Here is a 20,209-nt window from a genome sequence, read left to right on the forward strand (position 1 = left end):
GGAGGAAAGACATTTATGAAGGTTTATATCAGTGTGGACTTTGAGGGGGTGGCCGGCTCCACTTCCTGGAACTCAACCAATTTAGGTGATTTGGAACACGGCCCCTTAGCCAGGGAAATGACACTGGAGGCAGCCGCGGCATGCAGAGGCGCCCTGGCAGCCGGCGCAACGGAAATCTATATTAAAGATGCCCATGACTCCGGCAGGAACATGGATATCTCCCTTCTTCCCAAGGAGGCCAAAATCATCCTGGGCTGGAAATACTCCCCGGATTCCATGGTCTGCGGCCTGGACGAAAGCTTTGACGCCCTCATGTTTGTGGGATACCACTCTCCGGCCGGCACCAGCGGAAGCCCGCTGGCCCATACCATGAACCGCAAGACCAATTACATTAAATTCAACGGAAGGCTTGCTTCTGAGTTCCTCATGCACGCCTATGTGGGAGCTTCCCTGGGCGTTCCCTCTGTATTCATCAGCGGCGACAGGAACCTTTGCAGCCATGTCCACGAATACGACCCATGCATCACGGCTGTGGCGGTAAAGGAAGGCATGGGCGCAGCCACCGTCAACCTGTCGCCTGAGATGGCCCGGGAACTGATTGAGGAGGGCGCAAAGAATGCCCTTCTGTCAAAGGATGCCTGCCATATGGAGGTGCCGGAAACCATTACCATGGAAATCAACTTCAAGGACCATTTCCAGGCACTGAGGGCTTCCTATTATCCCGGAATGGTTATGAACGATGATTTTACGGTTTCCTATACGGCCCACTCCATCAATGAATTGATGACAGCCAGGATGTTTGTGCTGTAACCAGGTACGGCTGACGGCCGGAACGTGATAACGGGCTGTCCTCTATGGCTGACAGAGGATAGCCCGTTTTTTTGTTATGATAATTTCAGAATGATGATTTCATATCTCCCGCTAAGCCGGCTTCCGGTTCTTTGCAAACATAACAGCATACTCAAGGGAATTCTTAAGGCTCAGCTCGCTGGCTGTTCCGGTCCCTGCCTGGTCAAAGGCTGTTCCGTGGTCCACAGACACGCGGATAATGGGAAGTCCCAGGGTGATATTGACACCGGCCACCGCATCCCAGGCCTGTTTGGCCTGGTCATAGACAAAGCCCACCACCTTAAGGGGGATATGGCCCTGGTCATGGTACATGGCCACCACAATGTCATACCAGCCGCCTCTGGCCTTGGAGAAAACAGTATCAGGAGGCACAGGGCCATCCGCCTGGATACCCTCCGCCCTGGCAGCCTCAATGGCAGGAATGATTTCCTGGATTTCCTCCTGGCCGAACAGACCGTGCTCACCGCTGTGGGGATTCAGCCCTGCAACTGCAATCCTGGGGTTCTCAATGCCCATTTCCCTGCATGCCCTGTCACCAATCCGTATTACATCCAGCACACGCTGCTTCTTAACCCGGTCGCAGGCCTCCCGCAGGGACACATGGGTGGACACATGGACCACCCTCATGTTCTCATGGGCCAGCATCATGGTGTAATTCCTGGTTCCGGTCAAATCTGCATAAATTTCCGTGTGGCCGGAATAGTGGTGCCCTGCCAGGTTTACCGCCTCCTTATTGAAGGCGTTGGTGACAGTTGCATCCACCTGTCCGTCCATGGCAAGTTCAATTACCTTCTCCACATACCGGAACGCGGCGTCCCCGCACATGGCGGATACCTGTCCCCGCACCAGTTCATCCATGGAAACCAGTTCCATGTCCAGCACGTCTATGGTCCCGTGGGTAAAGACAGCGTCCTTCACATCCTTTACGGCGCGGACCGTCAGCTCCTCATGTCCCACAATTTTAAGAGCAGCTTTAAGGACGCAGGCATCTCCCACAACAATGGGCCTGCACTCATCATATACGGCTTTGTCGGCCAGGGCCTTTACCGTAATCTCAGGACCGATGCTGGCCGGGTCTCCCATGGTAATACCTATTATTTTTCTGTCATCCACGCTTACGCACCTCTACTTTATGTAAATACGAAACAAAAATCGGACAAAGGATAGCTGTCACGATAATGGCAGCGGTAATCTGCGCAGTGGCGGCTTCCGCTACCGCTATCAGAGTGGCGTCCACTGCTGCCACCGAAGCAGGCGTTGCCGCCGCGTTGCCGGCTGTGGTTCCAATGGCTCCGCCCACTTCCGGATGCTCCATGCGCAGCAGCTTATAAACCAGATAGCCGCCCAGGCCGGTAATCAGGGTGCAGGCAACGCCCAGAAGGATACCGGGGCCTCCTGCCTTTAACAGGTTCATGATGTTCAGTCCTGCTCCCAGAGGGAATGCAAAAAAAGGAATCAGCATGGTGGCGCCAGGCTCGCAGAACTTGCGGATGTCTTCGTCCAGATTGCCCAGGATGCATCCCACGATAACCGGGACAATACAGCCGACCAGAATGGACATCGGTATCTTGGCAACGCCGGCAGCCCCCAGGGCAACCATGGTAAAAAACGGGCCGTCATTGATGGAAAGAATGGATACAGCGCCTACATCGGTTGCATCTCCGTACTCTCCGGCCAGGGCCGCATACAGTCCGCCGTTGGAGTTGGCCAGAGCGCCCACAATAGCCAGGGTGGACAGTCCCAGAAATCCCTTCTCGCCAAACAGGGAGCCGCAAATCAGCCCGATGATAATGCCGATTCCAACCTTCACTCCGGTGATGACCACGCCCTTGTATATGGTGACGCCGGCCTTCTTAAAATTAATGGTGGTGGCATTACAGAAAATGAACACAGCCAGAATGGGCATGGCTCCTGATTTCCATAAATAGGTTGTAAAGGTGCCGTCAAACGCGCTCCACAATACATTTCCGAAAAAGGTGTTGACAATTGCTCCCAAAAGCAGCGGCACCACCATCAATCCTCCCGGAATCTTCTTAACTGCCTGTAAAATCTTCATACTTAACGTTCCCCCTGTCCGGCTTTTATAAGCCTGATAATATTATCTACCGTATAAGCCAGGTTCTCCTGGCTGCGGTGCCTGCTGACGGAAAAATCCTGGGGAAGCCGGTTGATGGGGAACACTGCTGTCACGCCCATATCATAAGCCTTTCCAATCTCACCGTCATCCGCACCGCCTACTACTGCAATCACGGACCTGCCCTGCTTTTTGGCCCGCTCCGCGATTCCAATCACTACCTTGCCCCGGAGGCTCTGGGAATCCAGCTTTCCCTCGCCTGTCAGGATATAATCCGCATCACCTATGATTTCATCGAACCGCACCGTATCCAGCACGGTCTGGATGCCCATCTGAAGCCTGGAACCAAAGAATGCAATCATGCCCGCTCCCATGGCTCCTGCTGCCCCGGTTCCCGGCACCTGGCTTATGTCTGTCCCGGTTGCCAGGGCTATGACCCTGCTCAGATTCCTGATTCCCTGGTCCAGCTGAAGGACCATGGCCTCATCCGCGCCCTTTTGGGGTCCGAAGATATAGGAAGCCCCTGTTGGTCCGTACATGGGATTATCAATATCGCACATGGTTACGATTTCCACCTGCTCCAGAAGGCTGTTCCTTCCGGACAGGTCGATTCTGTCAATTTGAGCCGTGGTGCCGCCTGTGGGTATAAACTCCCGGCCGTCCCTGTCATAGAACTTAATCCCGGCAGCGGCCGCAGCGCCGCAGCCTCCGTCATTGGTGGACGACCCGCCCAGGCCCACTATGATTTTCTTAACGCCCCTGCCTGCCGCGGCAAGAATCAGCTGCCCCACCCCATAGGTGGTGGTGAGCCTTGGGTCCTTCCTGTCCTCCACCAGGGGAAGACCGGCGCAGGACGCCATCTCGATAACAGCTGTCTGTCCTTTGTCTATCAGTCCGTAATAGGACTGCATGTCCTCAAAGTAGGGATTCTTAACCGTGACATACTCCTTATCACCGCCCACAGCCGAGATAAAGGCGTCCACAGAGCCCTCTCCCCCGTCTGCCACCGGTATGGAGACAGTCCGGCTGCCGGGAAAATGCTTCTTTATTGTTTCTTCCATCACTCCGCATATCTGGCCGGAGCTTAAGGTTCCCTTAAACGAATCAGGTATTAAAATGAACTTCAATGCCATATCCCCCTTTATTCTTTTTTGATGACAATCCATTCTTTTGCAGCAACAGATTACTCTCTTACGATAACGGACACGCCGTCCGGAATTACTGTTACCTTGTAATCCTCCTTATTCACCATTGCCTTTGCCTTTTCAAGGGCCTCCTCCATGCTGTGGGCCGGAATCATGTGAAGCTCCTCCACCAGCTGGTCGTCGCAGGAAGACACGAATACAATCCTGGCCTTCAACATAACCCTGGCAAAAATCTGTGACTGCCACTGGTCTATGATGGTTTCCTCCGGTTTTCTGTCCATGAAGGTTTTCATCATGCGGTTCAGGTCCTTTTCGTCCCGGAAGGTTTCATGGAAATACTTGCCGCCGTGGCCGTCAGCCGCCTTGGAAAGCATGATGATAACGCCGCCTTCCTTTACCGTTACCTCTGCCGCCGTCATGCCCTTTACGGACTGGTAAATGTTCTGGTCCAAAGGATAGCCGCCGTTTGTGGAGATGACAATATCCGCCGGAACCGCATCCACCTGGCACTTGGAAGCCAGGAATTCCCTGCCCCTGCGGTGGGCCAGGTCACAGTCGCCTGCCACTGCAAAAATCGGGTCATGGGCGGAATCTATCACCACATTGACGATAAAGTCCAGTCCTGCCACCCTGGCTGCGTACAGCATGTCGTTGTGAATGGGGTTGCCCTCAATGATGCCGGTCCTGGAGTGCAAATCATCAATAAAAGCCGAGTTATGGTTGTACATAACGGTTTCACGGCTTGCCACGCCCGGAAGCACGCTCTTTCTTCCGCCTGAAAATCCCGCAAAGAAATGGGGCTCAATGAAGCCCTCTGCAACCAGCAGGTCTGCCTCCACCGCCAGCCTGTTGATATACATGTTTCCGCCTGAGGGCAGCTTGCCCAGATAGACCATGTTGTCCGTATCATCGCAGTCATGGACAATAATGGTTTCATGTTCCGTAATCTCAGGGCCGAACTTTGATTCCAGCTCCTCCCTGGTCGTTTCCCTGTGAAGCCCTGTGGAGATAAGGATGGTAATTTCAGCATCCGGGTTCCCCCTGCGGATTTCCTTCAGGATGAGAGGCATAATGATATGGCTGGGCACAGGTCTTGTGTGGTCGGAAGAAATAACCACCACCTTCTTCTTGTCAATGGCCATATCGCACAGCCTGGGAGTGCCGATGGGATGCTCCAGAGCTTCCTGCACCAGCTCGCTCCCCCCCAAGGGCGCCTTGTAATCGTGGAGCTCTGATACAAGCACACCGGCCAGGTGCGCGTCCTCAATCTCCGCTTTCATTGTTTCCTTTCCGTAAGGCAGTAAAAATTCTTTCATATGTTATATTCCTCCTCTTTCTTTTATTTTTCTCATGGCAAAAGCAGCCGCATCCTCTGTACCGAAGGCTCCCGCCTTTGTTACCAGTCTGAGCCCCTCATACGCTCCGCCCTTCACCCGCACCAGAGGAACGCCCACCAGGATTTCAGCCAATATCTCCGCGCCGTCTGCCCCGATGTTCATCAGCATTCCCAGGGCAGTGTCCCCGCCGGTAAGATACACGCCGGATACCTCTGCAGCGTCCAGTACTTCCTTGGCCATTCTGCCCATAAGGGAACGCACATAATCCCCCACCTCAGTCAAATCCATACCGCTTTTCTCCCCCACTTCCTGGGAAAGCTCAATTAATTCCCTGTCATAAGCCGTATCCGTAAGAAGGATGGTATCCCTTCCGCTCTTTAAATATTCCACAGCCATGTCCCGGTATTCACCGGCCCTGGCTGTTCCCATCATGATTTGGGCCACAGGCACCTTGACCATGGCGTATCCGGCCCTTTCACAGTAATGCATCTGTTCATTGGCCACCGAACTGATGCTGGCCACCACGCCGAAGGACGGAAGGGTGGGATTTTCCAGCTCCATCAGATTGTCAGCCATGCCCGCGGTCCCCACGTACAGGGTCCGCCGCCCGTCCTGCCTGGCGGCTGCAATGATTCGTTTCAGGTCGTCGTCCGACTCAGCGTCACATACAAAAACCCGTCCTCCATCAAAGGAAAACGACTGGCTTCTTACATCCGGCAGATATTTTAACTGTACCGGCTCCTCATAAACCTGCTCCAGCAGCTTTACCAGATTGTCTTCCATCACCGGATTTTTGGGGTCCTTGGACAACTCTGTCTTACAGATTTCCACGCCCCTTAAGCACTGCACACCGTCCATAGTGGTCCTTCCCAGGGCGGGAAGTGCAGGAGCAAACACCACCAGCTCCGGGTGCAATGCATCATCCACTGCTTTTATTTCCTGGGAAATGTTTCCCCTCATAGTGGAATCCACTTTTTTTATTATGTAGCGGAACTGTCCGAAATCTACCTGTTCTAATGAATGACGCACAATTTCATAGGCGTGGCCAGGCAAGGCATTCCTGCTCTCCGTATCAATCACAATGGAATTCTGTGAATCCACCGGTTTTCCCGCAAACAGGACTTCCGTCGGATACCCCCTCCTCTTAAGCTGCACTCCGGTATCATTTGCCCCTGTAAAATCATCCGCAATAATCAGATATCTCTCTTCCATTGGCCCCCAACTTTCCTTTACTGTTCATTTTTGAAACATATCAGTTTCTTTTATCAGCTCCGTAGTTTATTGTAATACAGGGGGCCTTTTCAATTCAAGGAAAATGTTGTATAATATGTTTAAATTTGTAACATTCGGAGAATTTATATTCAGGAGGAGGCAGAATGAGCGAAAAAGTCAGGATACTTGGAATTGCTCCCTACAAGGGATTGGTAACATTAATGAAACGGTACGGAAGCCAGAGGGATGATATCCAGCTGACAGCCATGCTGGGCAATGTGGAGACAGGACTTTATCTGGCAAAGGAACATTACAGGAACTACGACATCATCATCTCAAGAGCCAACACCGCAAGCCGTATCGCAAAGGGCGTGCCCATTCCTGTCATTGATATCGGTATTGATTATTACGACGTACTTCTCTGCCTGAAAACAGCAGAAAATACGAAGACAAAGTTTGCAGTCCTTGGATTCCGTTCCCTGACCACCATTGCGAAAAGCATATGCAATGTCCTGAAGATGCCTACGGACATATTTTCCATCAATACCACGTCCGAGGCCAGCTCCCTGCTGGACAAATTAAAGGAACAGGGCTATAAGACCGTCATATGCGATACAGTGCCCTACAACTACGCCAAACTGATTGGAATTACCCCCATCCTTCTCACCTCCAGCATAGAAAGCCTGAAGGCAGCTGTTGACCAGGCTGTCTACACATGGCAGACCCACAGGGATTTATATCATTCCCTGTCCCTTATGCATCAGCTACTGGACAGCAGCGCCAACCGTTTCCTTGTGCTGTCCCAGACAGGCGAATGCATTTACACCACACTGGAGGATGAAATCGCCGTCCCCATACAGGCAAAGCTTCAGAATGAATTGGACCAATGCTGCACCGGACGGAAGCGCTCCTTCTTTATTACAGTAAACAACCAGATGTACTCCATCACCTCCCACCTGGTGGATGAGGCGCTGAACCCCTACATTATTTTCCATATCATGCGCTCCGAGATTCCCCTGGCCTACTCAAAATACGGGGTGACCATCATGGACAAGCAGGCTGCACAGAACAGCTTCATGGACAGCTTTTACAGCAATACGGAGCTGGCACGGGAAATCCTTACCAACACCGAGGATGCTGTACCGTCCACCCTGAGTCTTATGATAACCGGGGAAACCGGCACAGGAAAAGACCGGGTGGCTCATATCTACTACGCAAAGAGCCCGCTGTGCGATAACCCGCTCTACGTCATCAACTGCTCCCTTATCAGTGATAAAAGCTGGGACTTCATCACAAAACACTATAACTCGCCCTTTACGGACAACGGAAATACCATCTATATTTCCAACCTGGACGCACTGCAGAAACACAAGCAGAAGCAGCTGCTCTCCATCATACTGGACACCAACATGCATGTCCGCAATCATTTGATTTTTTCCTGCACCCAGACTGCCGGAAGCGCCACCCCCCACGTTGTCTTTGAATACACCAATGCCCTGGGAAGCATCCTGGTTCCCATCAAACCGCTGCGTGAACAAAAGGAGGACATTATCTCATCTGCCGGACTCTATATCAACACCCTGAACCAGGAACTGGGCCGCCAGGTCGTTGGGGTCGACGATGAGGCGGCCGCGCTTTTGGAGCAATACGAGTATCCCTACAACAGGACCCAGTTCAAACGGATATTAAAGGAAGCCGTCATACGGACAGACGGTCCCTACATCTGCGCCAAAACCATACAGGAGGTAATCCAGAGGGAACAGGTGCTGTTCTCCGGATTCCCTTTCCCGTCCCAGTCATCCTTTGCCTGCCGCGGCGAGGACACGGCAGCCCCCGGAAAGGATATGCAGCCCGCCCCTCATCCCCCTTCCTTCTGCCTGGATACCAGCCAGTCACTGGACGGTATGAACCGGGACATTGTGCGCTATGTGCTGAAGACCTGCGGCGGCAACCAGACATCCGCGGCCAAAAAGCTGGGCATCAGCCGGACTACCCTGTGGCGGTACCTGAACCGGTAGAACCCATTGCGTACGGAAACCCCTGCCGGGTCATGAGGGAAAACAAATAACACCCCTGAATAAGCAGATTCCGGATTGACCAACACAACAGGACACCGGAGATTATAGAAATCATCCGGTGTCCTGTTGTTTACAGGGTATGTTGTTTCAATTTCATGTTCTGTGTTTTGCTTGCCTGCCTTCTGTCAGTCTTCTGTCCCCACTTCAATCACAGGCGCTCCGGGGCCGGTTATCCATTCTGCGCCGTCCTCTGTCACCAGAACCTCATCCTCCATCCGGAAGGACAGGTAGATGGACTCCACTCCCTTTTCCAGGTCATAGGGATAGACCCCGTTTTCCACGGCAAACACCATGCCCGGCTTCAGTTCCTCACCGGCCTCATCATGTATGGTTGGATATTCCACCACATTAAGGCCGATACAGTGACCGCTGGAGTGAAGCAGGAATTGGCCGAATTTGGAATCCCGGATGAATCCCTCGCAGATGCGGTTGATTTCAGCAATTGAAACCCCCGGCTTCATGGCTTCCTTGGCAGCGGCCACGCAGCCGCTGGCTGTCTCAGCCATCTCCCGTTCCTCCCCGGGCACGTTTCCCAGATAGAACACTCTGGTAAGGTCGGACGCATATCCGTCTATATGGCCGCTGATATCCACCAGGACATATTCGCCTTTCTCCACCACGCGGTCTGTTGCATATGTATTGAAGGTGCAGTACTTGTCAATACCGCTGGTCACAGTCAGATATGATATCTTATCCACCCCGCCCTGCGCCATCCTCATGGCAATGCCCCTGGATATGTCCTTCTCCGTTGTTTTTCCCGCCACAATGGTCTTTCCCGTATCCAATATAGCCTTTTCCGTCACCTGGCAGACATAGCGGATGCGCTCAATCTCCCACGGCGTTTTCACCATCCTGGCCCTCTGTATTGCCAGGGAACCGTCCGTGAAGCAGATGCCCGGCTGGGACTCAATGATTTTCTTCAGCAGGTCCATGGACCAGAAGTACTGCATGCCGTCTCCTGCTTCCAGTCCTATGGTTTTTGTTTGGGGCTGGATTTCCTTTATAATTCTGTCAATGATGCTTACCGGCTCCTCTCCCTCCAGGGGCCCCAGGTTCCTGCTGGCGGTTCCCCAGCAGTAGATGCGGCTGGTCCAGCTGGTGTACTGCACCGTGGTCTTCTCCAGTATTCTCAGGATAATGGCCGGGTCCCCCTTCCTGGGCACCAGCACATATACCGGCCTGAAAAGACTGGATGTATACCAGGAACGGTAACCTGTGGAATAATAGATATTTTCCGGAGTGGAAAGCAGCAGCATGTCTATGTTCTGCCTTTCCATCTCAGCCTGAAGCTTCTCATTGTGGAGCCGGAATTCTTCCGGCGAAAAAGATTTGTATTCCTGTGTCATATTTCCTCCTAATGATTATGCAAAAATTCCCAGAAGTCCGCCTATCAGGCCGACCACCGCAACCAGGATGATGATGTTGACGGACGACCATCCCTTCTTTACCAGTTTATATGTGCCAAGAGTCAGAAGAAGAGGCAGTGCTCCGGGAAGAATCACGTCAAATAACTGTTCCTGGATATTGAACATAACGCCTCCGCCCACAGGGACCAGGAGCTTTAAGCCCAGGGTCACATAATTGCCCACCAGGCCGCCGAGCACCAGACATCCCATGATGGATGCCCCCAGTATCAGCTGGTTAATCAGGCCGCTTTCCATGATGGTCACAATGGCGTCGCTGCCCTTTTCATATCCCAGCTTATAGGACTGCCAGTAAATGGTCCACATAAACAGGGCTTCCACTATAATGTAGCCAATAACGCCCATGATGTTGCCCGTATTGGTGATGCCGATGAATAATGTAAGGAGCAGCGGCGTCACCACGCCTCCGTCAATGGTATCACCGATACCTGCCAGAGGTCCCATAAGGCCGGATTTAATGGATGTGATGGTATCCCCGGTTATCTCCTCCGACCCCTGGGCCCTCTTCTCCTCCAGGGCAGCCGTAAGGCCGATGATACAGGCTCCCCACTGGGGCTCTGTGTTAAAGAACTGCATATGGTTCTGCATCAGTTCCGCACGTTTTCCTGCGTTATCCGGGTACAGCTTATTGATTACAGGCACCATGGCGTGGCAGAAACCGGTTCCCTGCATTCTCTCATAATTGTAGTTGGCCTGGTTGAACATAATCCATCTGAGCCAGGATTTCCGGATTGTCTTCTTGTCCAGAAGTACATACTTGTTCTCGTTATTTCCCTCTGCCCCAAACAGGCTGCCACCCACGGAGCTCAGCTTATGGCCTTTTAACTGCATATAAATCAGGGTGAATACAACGGCTGAAAATCCCAGGGATATCATATCCAGGCCAAAATACTGAACCAAAAGGAAACCGAAGAAAAAGAACACCACGGACTCGCCCTTAAAGATGGATTTCAGCGTCAGGGCAATACCGACTGCCGGAAGCATACCGCCGATGGTGGTAAGGACGCCCACTATATTTTCCCCTAAAAACTGGATAGCTGACTTGAGATAATCCGTCCCAAAATACACCATCAGGAAACAGGGTATAAAGGACATCAGAAACAGCAGCAGCTGCGGCAGCACAATATTCGGTATCCAGTAATACCTGGTGTCCCCCTTTGCCGACATTTTTTCTGCAATCCGGACCCATGCCGTATTCACCGTCATTTTCACCACCCATATGATGGTTCCCAGAAGTCCCACAGGAACTGCCAGGGCCATGGCTGTCTCCACTGGAAGATTGCCTGTAATGGCAATGGTGGTGCCCACCACGCCGGCCAGGCAGATATCCCCGGGAAGGGCTCCGCCGGCCCCGATGAATCCCAGATACAGGATGTTAATCTGGGCCCCAACCATGGCTCCCTTTACAGGGTCCCCCAGGATAACGCCGGCCAGGAAGCCGGAAACCAGGGGCCTCATGACGGTCCACCAGTTTACGCCCAGAACAAATGCACTATTTCCCCAAAAGTATAACAATGACAATAATGTGGCTGTTAAGATGCTCATACGCTACCTCCTCCAAATCAAATTCTGCCCTGCTTTACTAAAACAGGCTTCTGATGTTAACGGCCTTATCATTTGGAACCAGTTGATAAAAGATTTCGACGCCCCCTTCCACAATCCGCTTAAAGCATTCCACTTCCTCTCCGCTTGCCGACACATTCCTGTTAAAGGTCTTGCGGCCGTTCTTGGCCCCCATGCCGCCCAGAATCACCTTCTTTATTTCAATCCCCTCTTTGAGAAGCGATTCTATGATTTCCGGAACCTTCACAAGAATCAGGAAATTCTCTCCCCGTACAGGCTCCTCCTTCAGGAACCCCTGGGCATCGGATACCGACTGTATCAGCACCTCCACCCCCATGGGCGCAGCGGCCTTATAGATGCGCTCCATCAGCCGGTTCTGTGAAAGCTCGTCATCAATAATCAATATCTTATTGATTGGATACTGCTTTATCCAGGCCGTCACCACCTGTCCGTGAATCAGCCTGTCGTCAATCCTTGTCAAAACAATGTTCTTCATATGTTTTTGCTCCTTTCCTTTATGCTTCAGCCCAGCTGCAGCAGAACATGGCTGTCCACAATACCTTCCTTGGCTGTCTCCACCAGTCCCCGGAAATCACTGCTGTCACCATTCAGAAGACGGCGGTTAATGGCCTCTATCAGCAAAGGGAGATTGGTACCCGTAATGTGGGTAAAGGAACATTCCTCCTCCAGCTGAATCATAGTGTTAAAGGGTGTTCCGTACATCAGGTCCGTAAGTACCAGGACTTCCTGCCCTGAGGCGTTGGAGCGCCGGATGGATTGTTCCACGCCGTCCCTCATCTCCTCCAGATTACACCCCGGCTCCACACAGTAAGTCTCTATGTCTGGCTGGTTTCCCAGGATGAGCCGGGATGTCCTTACCAGACATTCGGCCAGCGAGCCGTGTGTGAAAACAATGATTTTATACATATTATCTCCCCTCCGTAATGATATTCTGTATGAATTCCGTCATGGCCCAGTCCGGACAATTGTCCATAAGATAGACCATTTTTGACGCAAAAAGCATGAAATCCCAATTGGACATATTCATAATCACTTTATCCAATTTTTTCCGTAATAAATCCGTTACAAACTCGCACTTGTTAATGCCTGCCTCATTGTGGATATAGACAAACTCCACATCCTTTAATGCCGCGACCTTCAGGAACCCTGCCGCCGGAATCTCAGTTGCCTTCCGTTTTCTCACTTCTATGGCGCATCCGATATCATTCAGGTCATTCCTGGTCCTGATAAGCTCCCTCAGATAGAAATCCTCCCTGTGGCGTCTTGATTTCAGCAGATTGTTGACAGCCGCACAGTCCTTCTCATCCAGCAGCGGCGAAACCAGGACATAGGGTATCACATGTTCCCTGCTCCCCAGGGGCACGGTGGACAAAATCAAATCATACTGCTTTTGAGACGTTTCCAGGAACCGGTTGTAATCACAGCTCAGCACGGTCCATTGGGGATAGTTCTGGGACAATTTATGCTTCAGTATATTTGTGATGCTGTTGGACATATTGGAAACCAGAATCACATTCATTTTTTCCTCATCCGCCAGCAGCTCCCCCTGTATGTACAGCATCAGGTAGCAAATCTCATCAAAGCTTATCTCCGGCAACCTGAACTTCTCCGTCAGTATCCTGCATATTATCTGGCATACGTTGATGGTTCCCTTATAATTATCCAGAAGTATATCTATAATGGGATTCCGGGCAGGCGTACTGGCGGCTGCCCGGTTCAGCATCAGCGTGATATGGGACACCACATTTACGTAAAATGTTGATTTCGTCCTCAGGTTGATTCCTGTAATCACGGAAAATGCATCGATAAAATCCTCTCCGAAGGCCACGGCCGTCTTCCTGGACTCCTCCTCCGGCAGCTCCCTGTGCATCAGGAAATTCCCCAGATGGGTGGAGGACAGAATGTTATAAATATGTGCTGTTTCCGATACCGACAGCGTGTAGCGGTAAGCGCCGCTCATCCGTGATGCCAGTTCAAATGCAATGGCATCTAAGGGGTCCCTTTCCTGTTTCCGGTAATTGCTTTTAAGAACCGGCTCCATGAAAAATCCATTCCGCACCCTGTCAATCATTACCAGCAGACTCACGGAAAATTGCATGTACTCCCGCTCATCAAACCGGTATCCGGCGGACGCCTCAATGTGCCTTATGCGCCCTTCCACAAAATTCAGGTCCTCCTCCGTGAAGATATCCAGGATGGTCATCAGGGTATCCGACTCAAACATACCTGCTGCAGACGGATTTCCTCCGGTATTGGCATTCATGTTGTTATTCAGGATATACAGCAGCAGTTCCGCCAGAGCCTTCCTTAAACAGCTCTCTGTTCCCTCCACCGACGTCCCCCCGTGTCCCTGGCTGATGTTCAATTCATGCTTTCTGGCAAAAGGCGCCAGGGCTTTCAGGTCCCCGGCTATGCTGCTCTTGCTCACATAATATTTGTAGGCAAGGCCGGACAGCGATGTAGTCTCATCCGAATAAAGCAGCAGGTTCAGGGCTATATCCATTCTTCTGGACAATTGGTTCCAGGACCTGGATAATGTGCTGGAGTCCATAAGCTCCATCATGTAGGCTGAATTCATCAGCCGTTCCCGCTCCTCCCCGCTGATTTCAAGCTTGATTCCGGTTCCGGGCCGGCTCTCAACCGCGCCCCCATAGGACTCCAGAATCTCATTGACTCCGGGTATCATCCTGCGCAGCGTCTTGTCCGATACATCCATCTTTCCTGCATAACAGCTCACAGGCAGATACTCTTCTTGTTCCAGTAAAAGTCTCAGGAATGCAATCTGTCTTGAATTCACGTCTTATCCTCTCCATACCTCCCAGGTGCCTTTTGATAACTTGATTATAGCAAGAGCACCTGAAGATTGTTAGTTTTGCGGTTTCCTTAATTTGTCCGGAGCCATGTGGACAAAACTGTACATACTGCTGTACAAATATGTCCTGCTCCGGTGAATATCTGCCTATTGTATCATGACAGCCTCTGCAATATAAGGTGGGGGAAATAAGCCCTGTTATGACGCACAAAAAAAGGAAGCCCTGCTGCAAAGGCTTCCCTGACAAAAAAACAGAGCAGGTGATGGGAATCGAACCCACGTATCTAGCTTGGAAGGCTAGTGTTCTACCATTGAACTACACCTGCATAATGAATATATTTGATTGTAATCGGGGTGACAGGATTCGAACCTGCGACCTCCTGGTCCCAAACCAGGCGCTCTAGCCAAGCTGAGCCACACCCCGGCGCCGGCATAATATAACCTGTCATCCAATCCCGTCTTACGACGCAAGAATTATTATATACTATGCCTTCACAAATGTCAACAAAAATCCTACAGAAAATTCAGCGAAAAATGGGCCTCTCCCTCTTTGTCGATTTCCATGAGCATAAAAGAGGGTTTATGCCCGTCCTGGCGCGGATAGGACAGGCTTCCCGGATTCAGAACAATCAAATCCTTATCCCCTTCCTTTTTCTCCACCTCGTAAAAAGGCCTGTGGGTGTGCCCGAACATGACAATGTCAAAGCCCCTGGCCCTGGCCTCCTGTTTCAGGTACTCAGCCCCCACCGATACATTATAGTAATGACCATGGGTCAGCAGGGTCTTATACGTTCCAATCATCAGCTCCTTCTCTTTGTCCAGACATGAGAAAAAGTCATTGTTTCCCAAAATTATCTCTAAATCGCAGCCCTCATTGACCCAGGTGGCAATGGCGTGTTCACTTCCCTCTGCGTCTCCCAGATGAATCAGCATATCAAGGGGTCCTGTACGCCGGATTACCTCTTTTAGATTTTCATCCCTTCTGTGGGTGTCACTGACAATTAATATCCTCATCCTTCGTCCTCTCCATCTCTTACTTAAGCACATCTTCCAGGGCTTTCTTCATCGCCCTCAATGCCTTCCCCCTGTGGCTGATTTCATTCTTCTGCTCCATGGTGATTTCAGCGGATGTCCTGCCGAACTCAGGCAGATAGAGGATTGGGTCATACCCAAAGCCTCCGTTTCCGGCCGGCTCCCCGGCAATAAGCCCCTCCATCACAGCCTCTGTGTGGAGCACCCGGCCGTCCGGCAGCATGGCTGCAATGTTGCACACAAACCGGGCGCTGCGCTCCCGGCCCTCTGCATCCTTAAGGCGCTCTATGATACTGCGGTTCTTAACCTCATAGGGCGTATCCTCACCCAGATAACGGGCGGAATAGATACCGGGCTCCCCGCCGATATAATCCACCACCAGTCCGGAGTCATCCGCCAGTACAATATCTCCGGTCAGATTCCACACAGCCCTTGCCTTAATCTCGGCATTTTCCCCAAACGTGGCTCCATCCTCCACGATTTCCGGTTCAGCGCCCGCTTCCTTCATGGAAAGTATGGGAAGCCCCAAATCAGCCAGTATAAGGCGGATTTCCCGCATCTTCCCTTCATTACCCGTTGCAAATATGATTCTGTGTCCCATGTCCAAAGCCCTCTGCCTTCTGTTCCTGTATTATTCCTTTGTTATTCTCAGTTATTTCTTTGTTATTCCTTTGTATATGCCTTCAGGCACAGGTTGCAGGACTGTGTTTCCTCCACATGTTCCCACACCTTTCCGTCATGGCTCAGATACCCTTCGCCGTCCCTCAGGTCCACCTGGGCAATGCCGTCCCCGGCATCGTATTCAATGGCCACCGGATGTACGGTTCCCGGCGTTATTATTTTAACTATTATAGCAAATTTTTCGTTGTCCTCCAAGGGGATTTTTTTATCCAATGGAATCGTATAATAACCTGCATTGTCCAGTCTGCCCTTTGCCAGGAAAATCCGCTTACCCAGGGCGTCCTCCATTTCCCCGGCTCCTGCATCCGGCAGGTTACGGGCCACATACAGCTCGTACTCCGTATTCCTGTCCGTTGCATAGAAGCCTGCGGCGGCCAGGTTTTCTCCCATGCCGGCCCTGTATGCATTGGCAAACCAGGCTTCATCCTGTCCGTAGCCAATCTGTCCCACCCATCCGCACAAATCGCTCTGATAGATGCGGTCATAATTGTCCACCGGCTCCACGCCTGTGTATACAATATTATGGACACCGATATTGCTGTCAAAGTAGGATACATAAAAGTATCCCTGGTCCCCGAAATCCTCTCCCCAGCTGTTGGTGCAGATAAAGGCGCCGTCCCCGGCCAGGTCCATATTAAAATTCTCCCTGGAATAATCGTCGTCCCATCCCACAATGACAGAATCGTGGTTCGGCTTCTCGCTTCCAATGTAACAATAGGAATTGGTTTCCCTGTTATAGTACACGGACTGGCTCTGATAATCCCTCATGGATGTATACAGAGAACTCTGGACTCCCCCTCTCAGGTACACAGCCCGTTTAATGGCCTCGTAATCTTTGGAAGGCAGGACCTGAATCTCCTGTACATGGACACTGGGCGTAAGACCGTCCGGCGAAACTCCGTCCCCATATGGGTCCTGGGATTCCAGCACAGGGCCCTGCCAGGCCAGCAGATAGGCCATGGACATGGTGTACTCACCGCCCTCGTCCTGTCCCAGAAGAAAACTGTTGTGCATGGACATATGGTCCACTGCAAAGGTCATGGGTTTTCCCGGAAGCAGGGAGGACTCCAGGGCTGTCAGGGAAGCAAATGCCCAGCAGGTTCCCAGGGACCCCTGGTTTCCAATCTGGGGCGCCCTTCCTGTCTTCCGGTAGTCATAGGCCGAAGGAAGCTTCACATTTACCATATCCCGTCTGTCCCACCGGTATTGGCTGCCCGTACCGCTGCCCGGTGCCGTTGCGCCGCCCTGTCCCGGGGCATTGGTACCAGTATCTGTTTCCCGTGGGCCTGCTTCAAAACCGCCTGTCCCGGAGGGGTTCCGTATTCCGTCAGATTCCTGTGACCCATCAGGGGTTTGAAGTCCCTCCCTATTCTGTGTCTCAGCCGGGTCCGCCCCATAGCCGCATGCGGCCGTACCCAGCGCAGCTGTGACAGCCAGAAGCAGGACGGCTGCCCTTTTTCTTATTCCATTCCGTATTATATCTGATACAACAACCATTGGCAGCCCTCTCAATTTGTACCGTTCTCCTGGCTGCGCCTGGGTGGCTTTGGCCCCATGAACTGATAAAAGTAGGTTTTCAGCATGCCGTTGTATATCTTCCTGTTTTTGTCCGCCTTCCGTCCAATATACTTCTGTGCGTCTTCATAGGAAGTAATGAGATACATGGACCAGGCGTCCAGGGCTTCAAAGCGCTCCCCTATCTCCCGGTATAGTGCGGGAAGGTTCGCCTTTTCCTCAATCCTCTCGCCGTAGGGCGGATTGGAAATGATAAAGCCGTACTTCTTAGGATGGCTCAGCGCGCTGACCGGGCGCTGCTGGAAGTGAATCATGTGGTCCACCCCGGCTGACTGGGCATTGGACCTGGCGGCCTTTATAATGTCGCCGTCCACGTCATATCCCTGGATGTCCGCCTGAACATCCCCGTCCACCAGGTCATTGGCCTCGTCCATGGCCTCGTACCAACACTTGCGCTTGATAACATTCTTCCACTCCTCAGCCAGAAAAGAACGGTTCATGCCCGGCGCCATATTGGCCGCCATCATGGCCGCCTCAATGGGAAAAGTACCGCTTCCGCAGAAGGGGTCCACCAGGATTCTGTCCCGGTTCCAGGGTGTAAGGAGAATCAGGGCAGCCGCCAGGGTCTCCGTAATGGGGGCTTTGCTGGTCAGTGTCCTGTACCCGCGCTTGTGCAGTGATTCTCCGCTGGTATCAATGCCGACTGTCACCACATCCTTGTAAAGGAACACCCTCAGCGGATAGCTGGCTCCGTTTTCAGGGAACCAGGTAACCCCATAACGGTTTTTCAGCCGTTCCACCATGGCCTTTTTCATAATGGACTGTATATCCGACGGGCTGAACAGCTTGCTCTTGATGGAGGACGCCTTTGCAACCCAGAACTTCCCGTCTTCCGGTATGAAGTCCTCCCACGGAATATCCCTGGTGCCCTGAAACAGCTCCTCAAAGGTTTCCGCCTTAAAGCTTCCCGCCTTGAGAAGCACTCTCTCTGCCGTGCGGAGGAACACATTGGCACGGCAAATAGCCTCGTCATCTCCTATAAACGTAACGCGGCCGTCCTCCACCAGGGATATCTCATATCCCAGGTCCAATATTTCTTTCTTAAGTACTGCCTCCAGCCCAAAATGGCAGGGGGCAGTCAATTCGAATGTTTTCAATGAATTTTCCTCTCAATCAGCCTCTCTTTTTTACAGCTTCAGTTCCTTAACCAGTTCACCCTCCAGAGTCCGTATAGAAAATACGCCATCCTCCAGCATGGCATAGGTGTTGGGATTACCTCCCTTTGGAATGGACACAGAACCTGGATTTAACACAGCAATGCGCCCGCATCCCTCCGCCTCCATCATCTCGGCCTTCAGCAGATGGGTATGTCCGTGGACCAGGATGTCACCGTCCTGCAATGGCGGAAGGCGGTCCTGATTGTATACATGTCCGTGGGTGACATAGAAAGCCCTTCCGTCAAATACCAGAAGACCGTAGTCAGCCAGTATGGGGAACTCCAGAACCATCTGGTCCACCTCTGTGTCGCAGTTTCCCCTGATTGCATAAATCTGGTTTTTAAGGGGATTCAGCATAGCAATCACTTCCTTGGGCGCATACTCCCTGGGCAGGTCATTGCGGGGACCGTGATACAGGATGTCTCCCAGAATTACAAGCCGTCCAGCTCCTGATTGACTGTATATATCCAGCATCTTCCTGCAATAATATGCAGAACCGTGTATATCAGATGCAAACATTATCTTCATGGGTCTGTCTCCTCTAAAATAGAATAATCACGTTTCTATTCTAAAGCCGAAAGCGGCCTTCTGTCAATGTATTTCCCCCTGTAATTCAACATTCCGCCCGCCAGGTCCACGGCATGATAACCCATCCTCCACAGGTCCCGGCAGACCACCATGCTCTTGGCCCCCCTGTCACAGTAAAATACAATGGTTCCATCCCTGCGGATTTCCCCCATCAGGTCCTGAAGCTCATCATAGGGAATGTTCACGCTTCCCCATATCCTGTCCTGTTCAAACATCCAGGGCTCCCTCAGGTCCACTAACTGGGCAATCTTCCCCTGCTCCAGCCATTCATCAAACTGTCTGTATGATATCATTGGAAATGTCGTCATTTCCCACTCACCTTCCCTTTCTGTCACGTTCTGTCCGGGCCGAAACCTGTCATTCGTGTCCTACTACCAATATATGCAGGCATTTCCATGGGGTGAGGACAAGAAAAAGCCCACTCCGCATCATGCGAAGCAGGCCCCTTCCATCATCTGTACTCAGTACGCTGCAGCTTTTTCGATATTAATAGTTGTTGTTCTGGCTGCTGTTGCGGCTGCTGTTCTGAGAGCTGTTCTGAGAACTGTTTCTGGAGCTGTTCTGAGAGCTGTTCTGAGAATTGTTCTGAGAACTGTTCTGAGAACTGTTCCTGGAACTGTTCTGGGAATTGTTCTGGGAATTGTTCTGAGAGCTGTTCTGG

Annotated in this window: 19 protein-coding genes and 2 tRNA genes; 3 read left to right on the forward strand and 18 right to left on the reverse strand. The window is 51.8% G+C overall.

Annotated elements, in window-relative coordinates:
- The first annotated feature begins 15 nt into the window (after nucleotides 1-15).
- The gene (locus FGS84_RS16850; protein ID WP_138309691.1) at nucleotides 16-810 is read left to right on the forward strand and encodes a M55 family metallopeptidase; all 795 of its coding nucleotides are present in this window, start codon (nucleotides 16-18) and stop codon (nucleotides 808-810) included.
- 111 nt (nucleotides 811-921) lie between these two features.
- Here the strand turns inward: FGS84_RS16850 and pdxA are convergent, their stop codons facing one another.
- Genes pdxA through FGS84_RS16875 form a run of 5 tightly spaced genes read right to left on the reverse strand, consistent with a single transcriptional unit; the run spans nucleotide 922 to nucleotide 6,617 of the window.
- Nucleotides 922-1,962: a 4-hydroxythreonine-4-phosphate dehydrogenase PdxA gene (gene pdxA, locus FGS84_RS16855; RefSeq protein WP_347563848.1), complete on the reverse strand. Its 1,041-nt coding sequence runs from the start codon at nucleotides 1,960-1,962 to the stop codon at nucleotides 922-924.
- Nucleotides 1,955-2,905: a 2-keto-3-deoxygluconate permease gene (locus FGS84_RS16860; protein WP_138309692.1), complete on the reverse strand. Its 951-nt coding sequence runs from the start codon at nucleotides 2,903-2,905 to the stop codon at nucleotides 1,955-1,957. The genes pdxA and FGS84_RS16860 overlap by 8 nt, the downstream gene beginning before the upstream one ends.
- A 2-nt stretch (nucleotides 2,906-2,907) precedes the next feature.
- On the reverse strand, nucleotides 2,908-4,050 hold the full coding sequence (locus FGS84_RS16865) for a glycerate kinase (RefSeq protein WP_138309693.1): 1,143 nt from the start codon (nucleotides 4,048-4,050) through the stop codon (nucleotides 2,908-2,910).
- Nucleotides 4,051-4,106: 56 nt separating this feature from the next.
- Nucleotides 4,107-5,384, reverse strand: a complete 1,278-nt coding sequence (gene larA / locus FGS84_RS16870; protein ID WP_138309694.1) for a nickel-dependent lactate racemase — start codon at nucleotides 5,382-5,384, stop codon at nucleotides 4,107-4,109.
- Between the two features lie 3 nt (nucleotides 5,385-5,387).
- Nucleotides 5,388-6,617, reverse strand: coding sequence for a four-carbon acid sugar kinase family protein (locus FGS84_RS16875; RefSeq protein ID WP_138309695.1), 1,230 nt, complete (start codon nucleotides 6,615-6,617; stop codon nucleotides 5,388-5,390).
- Nucleotides 6,618-6,781: 164 nt separating this feature from the next.
- Here FGS84_RS16875 and FGS84_RS16880 point away from each other — a divergent pair, with 164 nt between their 5' ends.
- The gene (locus tag FGS84_RS16880) at nucleotides 6,782-8,635 is read left to right on the forward strand and encodes a sigma-54-dependent Fis family transcriptional regulator (RefSeq protein WP_138309696.1); all 1,854 of its coding nucleotides are present in this window, start codon (nucleotides 6,782-6,784) and stop codon (nucleotides 8,633-8,635) included.
- A 185-nt stretch (nucleotides 8,636-8,820) separates the two neighbouring features.
- On the opposite strand, the gene FGS84_RS16885 is transcribed toward FGS84_RS16880, so the two are convergent.
- The 13 genes from FGS84_RS16885 to FGS84_RS16945 all read right to left on the reverse strand — a co-directional run bounded on the left by FGS84_RS16885 (nucleotide 8,821) and on the right by FGS84_RS16945 (nucleotide 19,883).
- Nucleotides 8,821-10,041 (reverse strand): Xaa-Pro peptidase family protein, encoded by a 1,221-nt coding sequence (locus FGS84_RS16885; RefSeq protein WP_138309697.1) that lies wholly within the window; start codon nucleotides 10,039-10,041, stop codon nucleotides 8,821-8,823.
- Nucleotides 10,042-10,056: 15 nt separating this feature from the next.
- Nucleotides 10,057-11,664 (reverse strand): PTS system mannose/fructose/sorbose family transporter subunit IID, encoded by a 1,608-nt coding sequence (locus FGS84_RS16890; RefSeq protein WP_138309698.1) that lies wholly within the window; start codon nucleotides 11,662-11,664, stop codon nucleotides 10,057-10,059.
- Nucleotides 11,665-11,701: 37 nt separating this feature from the next.
- The gene (locus FGS84_RS16895; RefSeq protein ID WP_138309699.1) at nucleotides 11,702-12,178 is read right to left on the reverse strand and encodes a PTS sugar transporter subunit IIB; all 477 of its coding nucleotides are present in this window, start codon (nucleotides 12,176-12,178) and stop codon (nucleotides 11,702-11,704) included.
- Between the two features lie 26 nt (nucleotides 12,179-12,204).
- On the reverse strand, nucleotides 12,205-12,609 hold the full coding sequence (locus FGS84_RS16900; RefSeq protein ID WP_138309700.1) for a PTS mannose transporter subunit IIAB: 405 nt from the start codon (nucleotides 12,607-12,609) through the stop codon (nucleotides 12,205-12,207).
- 1 nt (nucleotide 12,610) lies between these two features.
- Entirely contained in the window at nucleotides 12,611-14,500 is a 1,890-nt protein-coding gene (locus tag FGS84_RS16905) for a PRD domain-containing protein (RefSeq protein WP_138309701.1), read from the reverse strand.
- Nucleotides 14,501-14,770: 270 nt separating this feature from the next.
- Nucleotides 14,771-14,841 (reverse strand) — tRNA-Gly (locus FGS84_RS16910).
- 23 nt (nucleotides 14,842-14,864) lie between these two features.
- A tRNA-Pro gene (locus FGS84_RS16915) sits at nucleotides 14,865-14,939 on the reverse strand.
- Nucleotides 14,940-15,028: 89 nt separating this feature from the next.
- The gene (locus FGS84_RS16920) at nucleotides 15,029-15,529 is read right to left on the reverse strand and encodes a YfcE family phosphodiesterase (protein WP_138309702.1); all 501 of its coding nucleotides are present in this window, start codon (nucleotides 15,527-15,529) and stop codon (nucleotides 15,029-15,031) included.
- A 19-nt stretch (nucleotides 15,530-15,548) separates the two neighbouring features.
- Nucleotides 15,549-16,148 (reverse strand): RdgB/HAM1 family non-canonical purine NTP pyrophosphatase, encoded by a 600-nt coding sequence (rdgB, locus tag FGS84_RS16925; RefSeq protein WP_138309703.1) that lies wholly within the window; start codon nucleotides 16,146-16,148, stop codon nucleotides 15,549-15,551.
- A gap of 62 nt (nucleotides 16,149-16,210) precedes the next feature.
- Nucleotides 16,211-17,725, reverse strand: coding sequence for a lectin like domain-containing protein (locus tag FGS84_RS16930; protein ID WP_138309704.1), 1,515 nt, complete (start codon nucleotides 17,723-17,725; stop codon nucleotides 16,211-16,213).
- An 11-nt stretch (nucleotides 17,726-17,736) separates the two neighbouring features.
- Nucleotides 17,737-18,900, reverse strand: coding sequence for a class I SAM-dependent RNA methyltransferase (locus tag FGS84_RS16935; RefSeq protein WP_138309705.1), 1,164 nt, complete (start codon nucleotides 18,898-18,900; stop codon nucleotides 17,737-17,739).
- Nucleotides 18,901-18,930: 30 nt separating this feature from the next.
- On the reverse strand, nucleotides 18,931-19,488 hold the full coding sequence (gene yfcE / locus FGS84_RS16940) for a phosphodiesterase (RefSeq protein WP_138309706.1): 558 nt from the start codon (nucleotides 19,486-19,488) through the stop codon (nucleotides 18,931-18,933).
- A gap of 35 nt (nucleotides 19,489-19,523) precedes the next feature.
- Nucleotides 19,524-19,883 carry a rhodanese-like domain-containing protein gene (locus tag FGS84_RS16945; RefSeq protein WP_243130001.1) on the reverse strand — a complete coding sequence of 120 codons (360 nt, stop codon included), beginning with the start codon at nucleotides 19,881-19,883 and terminating at the stop codon, nucleotides 19,524-19,526.
- A 46-nt stretch (nucleotides 19,884-19,929) separates the two neighbouring features.
- Between FGS84_RS16945 and FGS84_RS30915 the strand changes: the two genes are divergently transcribed.
- On the forward strand, nucleotides 19,930-20,209 hold a 280-nt coding region (locus FGS84_RS30915; protein WP_171042656.1), incomplete at its 3' end, for a hypothetical protein.

The organism is Clostridium sp. 1001271st1 H5 (assembly GCF_005845215.1).
Taxonomy (GTDB): domain Bacteria; phylum Bacillota; class Clostridia; order Lachnospirales; family Lachnospiraceae; genus Enterocloster.